This is a genomic window from Lacticaseibacillus casei DSM 20011 = JCM 1134 = ATCC 393, assembly GCF_000829055.1.
GTDB lineage: Bacteria > Bacillota > Bacilli > Lactobacillales > Lactobacillaceae > Lacticaseibacillus > Lacticaseibacillus casei.
The window spans coordinates 2,372,705-2,388,259 of sequence record NZ_AP012544.1 but is presented as its reverse complement, the minus strand read 5'-3'; the positions used below and the strand labels follow the sequence as shown (position 1 = coordinate 2,388,259).

Annotated in this window: 12 protein-coding genes and 1 pseudogene; 6 read left to right on the top strand and 7 right to left on the bottom strand. The window is 46.0% G+C overall.

All coding sequences use genetic code 11. The features are described from left to right. Complete coding sequence (locus LBCZ_RS11460; protein ID WP_171020829.1) at positions 1-3,810, bottom strand: SpaA isopeptide-forming pilin-related protein; 3,810 nt, start codon at positions 3,808-3,810, stop codon at positions 1-3. 232 nt (positions 3,811-4,042) lie between these two features. Between LBCZ_RS11460 and rpsI the strand changes: the two are divergent. Continuing rightward, positions 4,043-4,126 (top strand): annotated as a pseudogene (gene rpsI / locus LBCZ_RS15720) (30S ribosomal protein S9); the annotation flags it as partial. Positions 4,127-4,387: 261 nt separating this feature from the next. On the opposite strand, the gene LBCZ_RS11455 reads toward rpsI, so the two are convergent. Then, positions 4,388-4,666 (bottom strand): hypothetical protein, encoded by a 279-nt coding sequence (locus LBCZ_RS11455; RefSeq protein WP_025012580.1) that lies wholly within the window; start codon positions 4,664-4,666, stop codon positions 4,388-4,390. Positions 4,667-4,960: 294 nt separating this feature from the next. Between LBCZ_RS11455 and LBCZ_RS11450 the strand changes: the two genes are divergently transcribed. Continuing rightward, on the top strand, positions 4,961-5,227 hold the full coding sequence (locus LBCZ_RS11450; RefSeq protein WP_025012581.1) for a hypothetical protein: 267 nt from the start codon (positions 4,961-4,963) through the stop codon (positions 5,225-5,227). 308 nt (positions 5,228-5,535) lie between these two features. On the opposite strand, the gene LBCZ_RS11440 is transcribed toward LBCZ_RS11450, so the two are convergent. Then, a complete protein-coding gene (locus tag LBCZ_RS11440) occupies positions 5,536-5,889 on the bottom strand; it encodes an RloB domain-containing protein (RefSeq protein ID WP_032958417.1) in 354 nt (117 codons plus the stop codon). 2 nt (positions 5,890-5,891) lie between these two features. After that, positions 5,892-7,172 carry an AAA family ATPase gene (locus tag LBCZ_RS11435; RefSeq protein WP_025012582.1) on the bottom strand — a complete coding sequence of 427 codons (1,281 nt, stop codon included), beginning with the start codon at positions 7,170-7,172 and terminating at the stop codon, positions 5,892-5,894. 395 nt (positions 7,173-7,567) lie between these two features. Between LBCZ_RS11435 and LBCZ_RS14375 the strand changes: the two genes are divergently transcribed. The 4 genes from LBCZ_RS14375 (at position 7,568) to LBCZ_RS11415 (ending at position 11,421) form a co-directional block, all read left to right on the top strand. After that, a complete protein-coding gene (locus tag LBCZ_RS14375; protein ID WP_025012583.1) occupies positions 7,568-7,873 on the top strand; it encodes a hypothetical protein in 306 nt (101 codons plus the stop codon). Positions 7,874-8,156: 283 nt separating this feature from the next. Next, positions 8,157-8,501, top strand: coding sequence for a YxeA family protein (locus LBCZ_RS11425; RefSeq protein ID WP_025012584.1), 345 nt, complete (start codon positions 8,157-8,159; stop codon positions 8,499-8,501). Positions 8,502-8,835: 334 nt separating this feature from the next. Next, on the top strand, positions 8,836-9,594 hold the full coding sequence (locus LBCZ_RS11420; RefSeq protein ID WP_039639979.1) for an ABC transporter ATP-binding protein: 759 nt from the start codon (positions 8,836-8,838) through the stop codon (positions 9,592-9,594). Positions 9,595-9,606: 12 nt separating this feature from the next. Beyond that, positions 9,607-11,421 carry an FtsX-like permease family protein gene (locus LBCZ_RS11415; protein WP_039639980.1) on the top strand — a complete coding sequence of 605 codons (1,815 nt, stop codon included), beginning with the start codon at positions 9,607-9,609 and terminating at the stop codon, positions 11,419-11,421. A gap of 129 nt (positions 11,422-11,550) precedes the next feature. On the opposite strand, the gene LBCZ_RS11410 is transcribed toward LBCZ_RS11415, so the two are convergent. The 3 genes from LBCZ_RS11410 to LBCZ_RS11400 all read right to left on the bottom strand — a co-directional run bounded on the left by LBCZ_RS11410 (position 11,551) and on the right by LBCZ_RS11400 (position 15,007). Beyond that, positions 11,551-12,369, bottom strand: coding sequence for a Cof-type HAD-IIB family hydrolase (locus tag LBCZ_RS11410; protein WP_025012585.1), 819 nt, complete (start codon positions 12,367-12,369; stop codon positions 11,551-11,553). A 269-nt stretch (positions 12,370-12,638) separates the two neighbouring features. After that, the gene (locus LBCZ_RS11405; protein ID WP_025012586.1) at positions 12,639-13,376 is read right to left on the bottom strand and encodes a hypothetical protein; all 738 of its coding nucleotides are present in this window, start codon (positions 13,374-13,376) and stop codon (positions 12,639-12,641) included. A 428-nt stretch (positions 13,377-13,804) separates the two neighbouring features. Continuing rightward, positions 13,805-15,007, bottom strand: a complete 1,203-nt coding sequence (locus LBCZ_RS11400; RefSeq protein WP_032958437.1) for a YncE family protein — start codon at positions 15,005-15,007, stop codon at positions 13,805-13,807. Between the last annotated feature and the right edge of the window lie 548 nt (positions 15,008-15,555).

Sequence of the window (15,555 nt, the reverse complement as noted above, 5' to 3'; positions counted from 1 at the left end):
TTACTGGCCATCTTTCTTCTTGGCACCGCCAATCACAACCATTGCGGCAAGGACGCCGATTAGCATCGCAACACCGATAACCACGAGCCAGCCGGACATCACGTTACCGGTTTGTGGGAGGTTTGGCTTAGGCGTCTGCTTGTCGGTCATGACGGCCTTCACGATTTCACCGTTCTTAGTGATTTCGAATGGCACGAGGGCTTCGCTAATTTCGTAGCCCTTTGGTGCATCGTATTCTTGGAAGCTGTACTTGCCAGCAGGCAGATTGCCAAAGGAGAAGACCCCGTTCTTGTCAGTGCGACCAGATACAACCGTATTGCCGTTTTCGTCCAGAATGCGGATGCTGGTGTTTGGCAGCCGCTTCCCAGTAGAAACGTCGGTCTTGGTCAGTTCGCCCGTGCCCTTGATCAAGTCGTTGGTCAGTTCAAAGGCGATAGTTGGTTTCTTGGTATCAGCTTTTGTCTCGCCAATCTGCTTATCCTTGCTATCGAAAACCGTCACGCCGTTCTTAGTGGATACGAGCTTGAGGGTTTCCTTGGAAAGAACGAGGTTGGTAGCAGAAGGCTTGGATTCACGGAGGTAGAAGGTGCCCACAGGCAGGTGCTTGATCGAACCAGTGGAATCCTTGCCAACGGTGATGGTCTGAATGACCTTCTTGTCAGCATCGAGCAGTTCAAAAATCGCACCAGCAGCGTTACCGGTCATCGCGTAGGAGTAGCCTTTACCTGCAACCAGCGTGGCAATTTCATTGATCTTCTTGAATGACAGTTCGTTTTCGTGGAGCTTGTTGCTAATCACCTTGCCGTCATTGAGGTCGATGTGCTTGATTTTCTCATTGTCAGTGGTGTGGAAATGGAAGCCGTACATCGTGGTATTCAAGTCGTGCTTCTCACTGGCATCAAGTTCCTTGACGTAGTAGTAGCCTTCTGGCAACTGGATCGCGCCAAATTCACCTTTGCCGTCTTTGACCGTCGTGGTGGCGACGAGTGATTCAGAAGGAATCACAGTATCGCCGATTTTGGTTTCGCCTTGCGTGAACAAGCCGAAAGTCTGACCGTTGGCCGCGATGTTCTTGATAACTGGGAGGTTGTCCTTCCAGCCGGTGATGCTTTCTTCTTGCTTGTTTAGCGAAACGTCGAGCTGCTGGAAGTCGTTCTTTGCTTCAAGTGAGGTGGAGGTTACCGTCACTTCTTGCCCGGCATACTTGAGTTCAAAAGCAATCGGATCGGTATTCATAATGAACTCGTTTGGTGCAGAGATTTCAGTTGCCGTGTACTTGCCAAGATAGAGTTCTGGGGTCTGAATCTGACCTTGAGCGTCAGTGGTGCCGGTAGCAACCACGGCACCCTTGTGGGCACGAACGGTGCCGTCAGCAGTCGTAATATCTTCGGCTGCTTTGAACTCGAACTTCGCACCAGCGAGTGCGGTGTAATCGTACTTGAACTTGTACTGATCGCCGTATTCAGTTTCAACCTTTTCGACGGCGACTGGGGTAGCCCCGGTCTTGGTCAAGGTAGCGACACCCTTTTGGGAGAGGTCAGCAAACTTAATGACCACGATGCCGTCCTTATGGCTACCGTCGATGGTGAACTTGGCTGGTTTCTTAGCCAGCACATAGCCTTCTGGAGCTTGAACTTCTTCGAGTTGGTACTTGCCGTAGCCGAGCGCTTCGGCTGTGATCAACTCCCCGGAGTTGTCAGTAGCAAACTTGTCAGTTGTACCAGTCTTGTCGGCAGTTGGCTGGACTTCGTACTTGTTGGTTTGCAAGTTCTTGATCCGGAAGATCGCGCCAGCGCGCAGCACGGTCTTACCGGTTTCGGTATCGACCTTAACAACACGCAGCTTTTCTTCGATAGCCTTGTTTTCGATGCTGTAATGCTGGGACTTTTGGGTACCGTCAACAACGACTGTGAACGGCTTGATCCCGTTGTAGCCTGTGGGGGGCTTGGTTTCAGTGACGGTGTAGGTGTCGTAAGGCAGATCCATGAACTTTACGTAGCCTTGGGTATCGGTGAGACCGGTACGAACAACCTTACCGGTAGTCTTGCTGGTTACAGTGAACTGGGTGTCCTTGAGCATGACCGGTTTAGTGCCCTTGCCTTGGGTTGTCCAGTCGTAGTTCCCGTACTTGAGCAAGTCGAGATCACCAGTGATGACTTGTTCCTTGACCGTCGTGGGTGCAGTTGCAGTGGTGGTGTTTTGACCTGCGTAAGCCAGCTTGAAGGCATGCTTTTGCGGATCAAGTACGTAGCCAGTCGGGGCCTTCACTTCTTGCCAGTAGTAATCGTCCAGTTCCAATCCGGAAACAGATGCAGCGTTGTTGGCAATCGTCACCGACTTCACGAGCTTGTCATCGGCTGCGCGGTGGAGTTCGTAGACAGCACCGTTAAGACTGGCAGCGCCTTGTGGCTGCTTACCCGTAACGGTGTCTTCCTTGATGATGGTGGCAGTGCCGCGTTGTTCTTGATCGGTCGTATCGACGTGAGCCGTAGTGACCGCGACAGCTTGACCAGCATACTTCAATTCAAACGGCAGCTTGGTCGTGTTCAGAACATAGCCAGCAGGGGCTTTTTCTTCCAGTGCGTAGTAGCTACCGAGCTTGAGATTTTGCAAGGTGCCTTTGCCGTTACCATCAGTTGTGATTGCGCCAACCCGTGTTCCGGTGCTGGTATAGATTCCATAGACGGCGCCGTTCAGTGAGTAGTAGGCATTGAACATGTCACTACCGAACTCACGCCCAATCTTGGTGAGGGTCACGTTACCGAGCTGTTCCTTGTTGCCGAGGACAACTTCAACGGTCTTGCCGGGTTCGATGGTGACTTCCTTGAGTTCACCCTTATTTACGTAGCCGTTCGGGGCGGTAACTTCGCTGATCTTGATTTTGGTACCAGCCTTGATCCCGTTCAGAGCAGCATAGCCGTCAGTGCCAGTTGTGACTGCCTTGGTGGTGCCATTGTATTCAAATTGGAGCGTGGCACCCGGCAGCGCCTTGTTGGTGTCGGCGTCAACTTTTTTGGCTTTCACGTTACCATTCAAGTTGACCTTGATTGGCAGGCTGAACTCACCATTGCTGGACAACTTGAAGTTGACCAGTTTCTGTTGTGAGCCTTTCGTGTAGACGAAAGAGGTACCTACATCAGCGGCCTTGGCGATTGCATAAGCCACCTTACCGGATTCCTTAGACTGGGAAGTGGCCGTTAGCGTGAGCTTGTTGCCAGATTTTGCAATCTTGAGGTTCGCGGTGTTCGACGTTTGCTGGGCGAAAGCCGCGAGCCGTCCGTTGGTATCCGTCAGCGTGATTGAATCGCCAACTGCGAGCGTGATCTGTTTGCCGTTGAACGATGGCTTGCGATCATGCGCGGAGACCTTATCAAGAATTGCATTCTTTTCAGCCTGGTAGGTCTTGTTCGGTGTCGTTAGTAGCGTGTCACCAAGAGTTTCCCAAATAATCATCTGGGTCACAGCGTAGTTACGGTTGGTTGGGTTCTGGTAGTAGCCATAGTACGCGATCTTGGCTAGTTGATCCTTCTTACTGTCGGAGTAGGCGCTGGGATTGTAGCCGGAGCCACTCGCATCGAGATTAACCCCGTGCTCCACACAGAAGGAAACCTTGCCGTCCACTTTCTTCATATGCATACCGTTATCTGTCCAATGTAGACCGTTGAACAAATATAGATGCCAAGTGTTATGCCAGTCAGCAACCTTGATGTTGGTCATACTGGCGGCGAAGGCGATTGAGGCGGGGACAAAGAGTTGGGCGAATAGCATAATCAATGCGGCGAAAATGGGGGTTCGCCGGGCTGCTTTCATCAATGTAATTTCCTCCATATTTATTGATTTGTTCTTGAATAAAGCGAACTTTGAGGGACGAAAAAAGCAGGTCTGGGAGCAACCTGCTTTACGTTCATTTGTACGTTTGCTTTGCGTTAATCGTAGCTTTACGAAATGCCCATTTTGTACCAAATTAGGGCGTCACGCTCAAAACTCGTTGAAATTCCATAAAAGTGAGTGAATAGAAACGTTGATATAAAGGGATTTTGAAACTCGGTTAAACCGTATAAAACCGAGGAACGTAAAGTACGGTCTGAAGAAGGCTCGTAAAGCTTCACAATTCTCCAAGCGTTAATCATTCGATCAATATTTGGAGCATCGACACTTTCCCGAAATCTGGGAAGGTGTTTTTTTGTTGAAAAAAAATCGACGCTGTCATTGCAAGCTTTGCAGTGACAGTGTCGATTCAGTTGTTGACCATTATCTCAACCTTTTACAGGTTCGTTTGTTGATGCAGTTCAGCAGGTCTCAATTGCTAAGGGAGCATATTCTGACATCAGCCATTTTTGGCACTTTGTTTAAGACTGCCAAGCGGACTGACAGCTCCCTGTCTGCTTTAGCACTCCGCTTGATCTACGACTATCATTTCGAGAACCGTAGTAGTTTCTCGTAAAGTTACATTTCCTAACCCGAGAGGTTCTATCGCAAATAATGCTGGTTTTCCAACGGCAAGATTCAGAACTTCATAAACAATTATTCGTTCATTGTCCCGCCGCAATGAACTGGATTCCTGAGAAGGAACCCTTTCAAGCCATTTTTGATTGTCGGTGTTGACCAATTTATAAACTGAGCCTGAAAGTGTCTTGATTAGATAAACACCCTTTTTAATGGTCATGATTAGTCCTCGCTTTTTTATAGGACAAGTATATCATAGTGATTTCAGGAAGCCTCGGTGAATGTTTAAGGTGCAGAGTGTTATTTTAAAATAAGCTTAAACCTTCAATAATTCCTCTGACCACGGACATATGCCGCCATTTTACACAGCTGTTATCGGAGTGTGTGTAAAACGGCGGTATATAACTTGAAAAAGTAAAGAGGGCTCTTGACCAGCCAAGGTGGTGGGAATATCTTAAACTTAACAAAATTGATTTTTGATATGTAGCCCAATTTAGAAAAAAGGGATGCTGATATGTTCACACTTTTACTCGGGCTCCTCTTGGCTTTCAACGGCTGCGTGTTTATCACTGTCTTCTTGAAGCTTCGTGAAAACGATGCTCGCGAGACACTTGAAGATTCACCATCCAACATCATCCTGTTTGTCTTATTGGCAGGGAAAGTTGCTAAACTCCTTGGCGTAAACGATCCTTACCGTCGCGCTTCGTTAGTGGGTGGCATTGTTTTGGTACCTACTTCGCTTGTCTTAATTGTGATAGGGCTGGGAGAAGTTATGGCTTAATGCCTTTCATATCGGTTGTTGCATGACAAACGGCCATTTAGTGCGTGGCTTTTAAAATTCGGTGACGTCAAATATTTCTTGAATCGCATGGTTCATATTTGTGAAAGGATCATTTAGGAAAAGCGGTTCAGAATATCCATTTTCTAGAGCATCAGCATTCATTTTAGCTGTTTTCACCTTGTCATAAAGAAGGTCATCGTAAGGCTTTCCCTTAAAACGTTCGTAATTGGTGTTGAAGAAAGCAGGACCTGACAGAATACTGTTTAACTCAGTTGGTGTGTATGGGCGCCGGACGGATTGAAAATGCATCAAGATCCAGATTTCAAGATTGACATTTGAGAAATGATAGACATGTTGTGTTGCATGGCGAACCTGCGACAATCCGCAATTTCACTTGGTCCCAAGCTGTCTCTATCAAATACGACATAGACTTCTTCTGCCTGCTCATTGCTTTTTAGTCGCTGAACTTTTTGGAAGGCTTTTTTAAGTAGCGACATGCCACTCAGGCCAACGGAAGTGATGACCAATTTAGGTGAGTGGACGTGTACATTGGCTGCATGATACTTTCTTTTTAACATTTTGAAATAAGCTTTTTCTGACTCGCCTTCGCAGTAAATTGCGATGATCTTTTTATAAGGCATCTTCCGTGATTTTCGGGGCATCATTACTTCCTCGCTGGTGGATTGCTGGCATTCAATGCGCTGAGCATCTCGTCGACATCAATTTGCGGCAGGGAGCCGAATCGGCCTTCAATATAGCGCTTCATATATTGAACGTCATGGCGAGCCGTGTTCTTGCTGTCCTTGAAATCAAAAACAGAGTAAAGCGAACTTCTGCCTTGAAAATCTTTCTCGACCAGATAAATTTGATCCGTTCGCAATTCCGAATTGAGCAGTTGCAGTTCGTGGGTGGTCAGAATGAACTGGTTTCTATTTTGCTTAGAGTTGAAGATTTCGACTAACGCTTTTGATAATTCGAAATGTAAGGAATCATCAAATTCGTCGAAGAGAATTGTCTTACCATTGCCGTTAAGATGGGCATTGATGATAGAGAGTGCAATCAGGAAAATTTTTTGGGTGCCCCGTGATTCTTGAGTAAGTGGGATTTCCTCAGTACCAATAACGTTGCCGTTACCATCGTATTGTTTGTGGGAAGCATAGAGTTCTTTTCGAGTATCAGGAAGGTCAATCTCTGGTTGCAAAGTCGCCATGATTTTTTTGATCTCTTCCGGGAGGCTCAAAGGAATATCTCTGACTTTAACATCAATAATATTGAAGTCAGCAAAGCGAAGAAAGCGTAGAAATTCATCTTTGATTCGTTTGTCATCCATTAACTCGGTTAGCTGGTCAGGAATAATGTTCTTGCTATTGACGAAAACAAGATCCTTTTGAAACCATTCGAGAACGGTAATTGCCGCGGAGATATTTGCCTTTTGTGCATTGAAAAGAAAAAGTGAGTTCTTTTTGGTATTTGCGGCAACTTTCTTAAGCTCCTCATCCAGCACCGGATAATTTTGACCCTCCCTAGCAAAAATCGTCCGTTCAGTTGTTTTGAGAACCTGGGTTAGTTTCTCGGCAACGATTGCTTTGGAAACATAAGAGAAGGAATATTGAAAGGTTTGATTTCCATAATTGAATTTAACTTGAAATTTGGTCGGTGCTTTGGCATTAAGCGTATTTAACCTAAATGGATTATACGGCAATGATGTAGTGATTTTATCAGGGTCGTTTAAGACCATGGATCGCATCAATTTGAGTGCATTGATGATATTTGCCTTGCCAGAGCCGTTTGGACCAATAATCATGAGATTTTTTAGCAGTGAACTGTTGTTTTCCCTGATGGTATTAGTTTCCTTGAGGCGGCTGAGACGTTCACCTGTTTCAGCTGAAAGGATCATTTCGTCTTTGATAGAAGTAGCATTCTGGACGGAAAATTCAATAAGCATGATGGGGCCCCTCCTTTGTGCTTTATATAGGCAGTATATCATGGCTAGACCGAAAAGCCTTAGCAAATGCATAAAAAGTGTGAACTGTAATTCGTGACCCTTTACGTGTGGCCTTTATTGTCTGATACAACCAGATATTTATGAGAACTACCTTCGTTATGGTATTCAGCAGTTCACATTTTTATGTGTTTAACGTCATTATGGAGGTGTCTTTCAGTTTGAGATACTACAATGAGATCATGAATCATCTGCCTCATGCACTGCCGTAAAACGTTCCCTATAACGTGACAATCACAAACAAAAAGCCGCCATCGCACTTCATATTCTGAATTTCCAAAGACCATGTTAAAATGATAACAAGTTAGGTCTCTCAATTAACCAAAGAAGGCGGAAGTTTGAATCATGATACATTTAAAGAATATGTGATGTCCCATTGCCATGCTGTACGTGATTTTCGGCGGCGCGCGGTTGTCTACCAACGGCTTAAACAGGCGACAAGTCAGTGCGACGCTAAAATGGCAGATAAAGCTGTTGACGCAATGGTGGAGCGATTTGTGTGCAGCGCTTATTGCAACTTGAAACGCTATATTAAAGAGGAAGATCAAGATTCGCGGCAGGCTTGGATCACTTTCATCGAACAGCAAGATGTCTTGGCTAGCTTGGAGGTAAGTGCCAGCCAGATAGTTTTGCACGACGAGTGAGTGAAGTTTAGTTGTGCTTTGCTGGCGGTCAATGAGCATTCAAGTGGTCAGCATATCCCCGCTGGTGCGCCGCGCTATTGAGCTGCACAACTTTTTTCCCGTCGAAAAGTCGTAACAGTGAACTTGCTTACAAACCCGTTAGTTACGTCTTGTGATTTGTTAGACAATTCTATTTTCAATAGGGACGCACGCTTGATAAACTAACTGAAAGCCTGAGAGCTATGGGAACAAACCTCTCTTTGAATAGCTGGCGGCTGGAAATTAAAAAAGGGGCGAAACGACATTGAAAAAAATGCTAATAGGATTGGTTGTCCTGATTGTGCTGGGATTCGGTGCCATGAAAGCTTATCAACATTTTAGCTACGGCGGTCCGAGCTACTATACGAAGATTACGGAAAAAGGTAAAGAATCAAATGATAGTGAAGGCAACAAGCAGTATGACTATAAGTTGACCGGTTATGATGAAAAGGGTCAAGCCAAGCAACTCAAGTTTAAAGTTTATCGTGACCGGCATTTGAAGATGAATGCGTACCTAAAAATGACTTACAACAAAAATCGCGGCGTTACCCGCTGGCAAAGTGTTCCGTCTAAAGATGTGCCAAAAGCGGCAAGACAGAAATTAGATTAAGCGACTGCTCTTTGGTCAATAGCGTGAGTATTAAGAAGCGACAAGGTTTCGGTTGATGGGATTTAAAAGATCAAAGCCTTGTTTTTCTTTTGCCACGATATGCTCACTGATACACGACCGCCTCTTCATTAACAGGCGGTACACCAGCAACTTTCTTTTCGCAGCTGTCGAAACAGTCGCAGCTGTGAAAAACCAGAAGTAAAGAAAAGTTAAAGTGGCTTACAAAGACGTTAGCTTGAAAAGGCTGTTTGTTAGCCCATTATCAGGAAATGCCGGTCTAGAGCTGGTATGATGACATTATTCAAAAAAGCAAACAGGCAAATGGAGGATTATCATGGACAAACAACCAGTTGTAACGGTTGAAAATGTGACCAAAACTTATGGCAAACGCGGTGAAAAGCAGACGCCAGCATTGAAAGGTGTTAGTTTCCAGGTTGAACCCGGTGAATTCGTTGGCATCATGGGGGCGTCTGGCTCAGGGAAGACAACCTTGTTGAACATTCTCAGTACACTTGATCGCCCGACTTCTGGTGCTGTTCGCATTAAAGGCGAAGATGTGACCAAGTTAAAAGGCAATGCACTTTCGGATTTTCGGGCCAAGAAAATCGGCTTCATTTTCCAGGACTTCAATTTATTGGAGAACTTAACCGGGCGTGAAAACATCGCCTTGCCGCTGGCGCTACAGAATGTCAGTGCCAAAAAGCAACAGGCAGCGGTTGATCAAATTGCGGCAACGCTTGGCATTGCCGCGGTGTTGGATCATTATCCGACCGAGTTATCCGGCGGCCAAAAGCAACGGGTGGCCGCGGCACGGGCCTTGGTTCAGCAACCGGACATTTTGTTTGGGGATGAACCGACCGGCGCCTTGGACTCCAAAGCGGCGCGCGAGTTGCTGGATACGATGGATGATTTAAATAAGAATCACGGGGTTTCGATTTTACTCGTGACGCATGATCCGTTTTCAGCGAGTTATGCAAGTCGGATTCTTTTCATTAAAGACGGTCAAATTGAATCTGAGTTGGTGCATGGGGATAAGAGCCAGGAAGCGTTCTACCAGGAAATTCTGGAAACGCTTGGCACATTTCAAAAATAAGGAGCGGCATCTATGTTAAGCAAACTTGCACTTGGCGGCTTAAAGAACCGCTTCCGCGACTATGCGGTGTTATTTTCTGGTCTGGTGATTGCCAGTGCCGTCTTTTATATGTTCATGGCGCTGGCAACGAACACCAGCTTCTTAAAACAAAATTCGCCGATTAGCTACACGCCGTTTATTTTTGGCTTTGGGGCGGTACTGCTGGCAATCATTACGTTTGTCTATATTGTTTACGCCAACAGTTTCCTGCTGAGTATGCGGCAACGTGATTATGCGATGTTTATGATGCTCGGAGCAAAAGGGCGGAAGATCGGACAGCTCATTTTTCTTGAAACAGTTGCGATTGGGATTTTCGCAACGTTTGCGGGCGTTTTGATTGGGTTAGTCGGCACCAATTTTATTGGTAAATGGTTGATTAATGCCTTGCACGCCCAAGCAACCGGCTTCTCCGCTATCTGGGTACCGGCGATTTTATGGACTTTCGGGTTCTTCGTTGTTTTGTTCATTTTATCGGCGATTTACAATACGGCTAAGTTGCTAAAAATGCCGATGATGCGGCTATTGCGGCAGGCGCAAACGCCGAATCGGGTTAAGCAGAAAAAAATCTTTTTCGCTTTGCAAATCGTATTGGGTTTAATTTTACTGGCGATTGGCTATTACTGTATGGGTAATGCGCTTCATATTGGCATTAAAGCCATCCCGACTGCATTGGTTACCATCGTGATGGGGACATATTTCTTATTCAACGCTGTCTTTGTGGCCTTGATTGCCTTGTTGAAGCGCAACCATTCCTTTGCTTCCAAACAGCTGCACACTTTCACATTGTCGCAATTGAGTTTCCGGATTCGCGACTATACGCGGATTCTGTCCGTTGTGTCCATTTTGGTAGCCTTGGCACTAGGGGCGATTACGGTTGGATTAGGGTTTACTCATGATATTCCCGTGCTGGCCAGTCAGTACACTGCTTATGATTTGACGGTTGCATCACCAAATGCCCAAACGCAAGCTGAGATCAAAAAGTTGCAAGGCGTCACTGAGAAGCAGCAGTATACGCTCAAGTCAGATGCCAAAACGGTTTATATCAGCCAGCGTGCACTTGACGCTCATCCGCTAAAGGTCCAGATCCGTGATCAGAGTAGGAGTGGCAAGTTGCGCTCGGTCACGTTAACAAGCCGCAACTTTAACAAAATCGCAACGCAATACTCAGGCGCTATTGGGATCTTTATTGGTAATAACCGCGGAAAACAAATGCGGGTTGCAGATGACGCGACCTTTGCCAAACTCGGGAATGCCGAAACATTGACGACCTTTAGAGTCAAAAACTTCAACCAAAATTATGACACCATTGAAAAGATTATAAACTTGCAAAATAAACAGTATCCCAAGCTGTGGGGACATGAAAGCGATCAGAAATTCGTGTCGTATTCCATTCTCAATGGTATGTACTCTGGCCTTGCCTTTATGGGCTTCTTCTTAGGGCTGTCGTTCTTGGCAATGTTGGCTTCGACCTTGATGTTTAAGATTTTATCCGGCGCTAACTACGACAAGCGCCGCTACCTGATGTTGCAGAAAATCGGCGCACGTCCCCAGGTGCTACGTCGCTCCATTCGGCAAGAAATCGGCGTGCTCTTCCTTCTACCAGGTATCGTCGGCATGATCCACGTTTTGTTCGGATTACAATTGTTCAAAATGATTCTGCAGGCACCTTATGACAACCTAATCGTGCCGTTCGGCGTATTCATCGTACTTTATGGTTTATACTATCTGATCACCACTTGGATGTATCAGAGTATCGTGATCAACAAGGATCTGGCTACTAAAGGTTAAAACTGAGACTTGGTCCCAATCAGGCAGATCAACTATTAAGGGCGTTAGTTTTCGACTTAGGAAAACTAGCGCCCTTTTCGCGGTGTCTTTCACTTAATGATAGCTTTATCGCAAGCGTTGCGTTGATGTTCAGCGACTTTTGACGGCATGCCGTTGATCGGTTGTTATCAGTGTTTCCATAAACTTCAAAACGCCTTGTTCTTCGTTACTTGTCGTCGTGGCATCAGCGATAGCGGCCACACGCGGATCGGCATTGGCCATGGCCACACCTAAACCGACTTCTTGCAGCATCTCCAAGTCATTACCGCCGTCACCGAAGGCACACATTTCGGACAAGTCAATCCCAAGCTTTTGCCCAAGCAGCGCAAGCCCTTGCGCTTTGTTCACGTTTGGACGAATCAAATCAATGTCGCCGTGACCGCTGCTAGTCGGAGTCGCAACGCCAGCCAGCGCACTGCGCAATTCAGCAACAATCGCATCTGTACGCTCTGGGGGACAGCCGATGGAGAACTTAAGGATTTTGTCGTCGAGTTCATGGTAGTCATGTAGTAACGTCAGCTTAGGATAATATTTTCGCATGATCGCCAAATGATCTGGATCCATGGTGTCCAGTGTGTAGGCGCCGGCTTGACCACTGACGGAGACTTTTAAATCAGGAATCTGTTCAAGGTGGGTTAGGATCGGATGGATAATCGAGGGAGCAAAGGCATTTAGGGCATAGATGTGGTTGACATCGCGAATGTAGGCCCCATTTTCCGCGACAAAAATGGTTTCGGGATAGTCCTCAAAGAAAGACCGTAGCTGAAAGTACTGATTGCCGCTTGCGATGACCCAATAAATGTGGTGTGCTTGCAGCTGGTGATAGAGTCGGTCGAACCAGTTGCGATCGTAGCTCATGTCATTCCGCAAGAAAGTGCCATCCATGTCGGTTGCGATTAGTTTAATCATCATCAATCCTCCGTCAGTCTTGTGCGTTGATTCCGGCAGGTGACCGTTATCAACGTTGTTAACCAGCCATTTATCATTGAAAGTTGCTGTAGTTCTGCGTTGATACTTCTATGACAATAGTACCTTATTTGCCGATGATTAAGCTAGAGCCGACTTAACTCGGAAAGGCGCTGATAAACAATCGCATTATTCATTAACCACTTTTTCAACTAAATAAAATTTGCAAATTTGTAATAGACTATATTCAAATTAGATAGGCACAGGCAAAACTAAACGCCGTCTGGATTGCGCCCTTTTTCCTTAACCGACTGCAACATATACCTATCTTCCCCAACGGCCTGCTTAGCGCCTTGTTGCCAAAGCCGCCCATTGACGTGATGCATCAATATCTTGGCAGTCTGATGATCCACCAGCACTGTGTGTTCATGCTGCGGATCGTCAGCTAACGGTGCGTGACCTGCGCTGATCCGCGCCAGTTGTTCCGTCACATCCATCAAAAGCCGACTGCCTGCCAAAATTTCCGAAAAATGCGCGGCATGATAAGACGTCGGTAAAGTCATTTTCATATTCCCGCAAAATTTGACGGTAATGATCTGCTTGCCTCCGCGACGCTGAATAGCATGGTCAACTAGGTGATGGGAAGCAACCCAAATGACACTGCGATGATCAGGCGCAGATAACGGAATAAACGCATAGCCGGGACCGGCAAGCATCTTCGGCAACTTTTCAGCGTTACCATGATATAATTTCGTCACGATAACTTGATGTACCGATTGCGAATAAATAGATTCGTCTTCGTGATAACGGACAAAGCTTAAAGAGGTATTCGGCAACAGATAGTTGGCAGTTGCTGTTAGCGCCAGCATTTTCCCGGACAGAAAATTGGCTGGCAAGGGAAGAATCGCAATGATTTCCCTTAGCGGCAACTGTACGCCATCCGAAACCAAAGCCTCCGCGGCAAGTCGTTTAACGAAACATTCATGTTCTTCATTTATGGCTTCGTCCATAGAGCGTTATGTATAGCTTGAATATTATCGTAAACGTTTTCAAAAAGAAAGCCAAACGACTTACCGAGTTAACATATTGGTCCGCTTTAGAACGCTATCCATAGGAAAACTATTTGACGCGCGGCATTATCCGATTACTGCCACCTCAAGACAATCAAGCCAAGTTGGTGGTGATCAAGTTATGTATAGGTTGATCCAGCGTGAGCGGTAAACGTGAGACATCAAGTTAGGCGGTGGATAGTTGATCAGGCACAATGATCTTAGGATCGTTGTGTTTTTGTTCGCCGATCGATTTCCGTGACGCAGATGATGCCGTTAAAATTATCCGACTTAAAAATAAACAGTCGTAACCTCTCGCAGTCATTGAACTGACGAGTAGGTTACGGCTGTTTTATGATTTCCAATCACTAATGTTCAGGCAAAATGCTCTAAACGGTTAAAGGCAGGTACATGATCCGATCCATGTAATGCGGCCGATGGAAGAACCAGCCTTCTTCACGATAAGCCTTTGCGCCACTTTCGAAGATAAGGAGCAACTCATTTTGATCAGGGTTAAAGCTGATTTCCTCAACTGAGTTCGGTACATTGATCATTTTATCGCCAGCTTTTGGCGATTTAAAATCTAACTTTTCCCACCCTTTATCCACGGCCATGCGGATCCAGATTTTGCCTGGCGCACTGCCATTTGACTGGCTGAACAACGTCACGCCATCTTTGGCAATCGCAACGCCTTGAAGTCGATCCCACGCCGGATTGTAAGAGTTGATGATTTTCTTTTTGATGAGGGTTTTGAAAAGAATGTCTAACATTTGGGTCGTGCTTTTATGTTGCGTCTGCGGGGCGAGGTCGGTGACGATCTTGTCAAACTGTTTTTGCGTGATCGCATTTGGCAGGTTCTCGTCATTTAAAGGCAAGGCAATCAGCGAGCGGCCGGTGGTCTTTTTGCCGTACTTCACCAAGACCAATTGATGGTTGTAAAGGGTCATGGCCGAGGTGCGGTTAGCCAGGTGGAATGGAATCCGTGTCGAAGCCAGCGGTGCCTGGTTGACTTGCGGCTGATAGGCGTCAATTTCGCGTTGTGCGGCATAACTGATCCCGGCACCGCCTGCTTTCGAATTGTCATCCGACCAAAGCAAACGCTGCTTGTCGAGATCGTAGGTAATGCCGCCAACATGCGCCTTGGAGCGCAAAATAAGCGTCTTATTGTAACGACCGGTTTTGGCATCAATTTCGATAATAATGGAGTTTAACCGATGATCACCATCGTACATGCTGACATAGAGCGCTTTTTTAGATTGCGTAACCCCTTGTGGCACCCAGTTAGTTCCAAAGGCCGCTTGCCGGGTTTTGTTGTCCATTGACCACGTGCCTCGCAACCCCGGGATCACCGCCATCTTCGTCTTCTTTGCCAGGTGCACACTAGACGACGGTTGCCGAATTTCGGTAATTCGTTTTTGTGCTTCACTTTCAGACTGCAAAGGCCGTGGATCTGCCTGCCATTTTTTGACGTCGGTAGGCTGATCAACCAGCTGCTGATAATGATAATGGTCAATTAGCCACCATCCGCCAATACCAAGCACTGCCACACTTACAAGGGTTCCGATTGTCACCCAAATCCATTTTTTCAAAATACTCTGCTCCTCAGCTTTAAGATTGCTAATAAACATCTTTATTTATTGATGCCATAGTGGGAAAAGTAAGTCAAATCTTTTGCTATGGCCCACAGTGCGGATCGGTCTTCAACCAAATTTGATAATCGAATACGTTTAATTATTTTATCGTTAAATGATTCTAGAACATCACGAGCGGTTCATTTTCTCTTTAAATGCAACTTTTAAAAACCGATTTCTTGAATATATGTGGCAAAAGCGTATATTTATGTCGCGGTAATAATGTTGATTCGTAAGAAGAACGCTTGACATTAAATTAATCAGATGAAAGACGCTGTTTAATTTTACAAATAGTGCGTGCGTTTAACATTGTTACTAAAAAATGCACTACATGGAAAAAATAAAGTGGTTAACATGGGGAAAATCCTAGGAACCAAGTTGGAGGAGCCACTAAGCAAGGAGGGGAACCCTTTAGAATAAGATCCCAAAATGGGTGTATACAGGAGTTGCAGCCATCTTGTTATTCGATGACCTATCATTCGCACAACAACCAATCCGGGCCGCTGTAA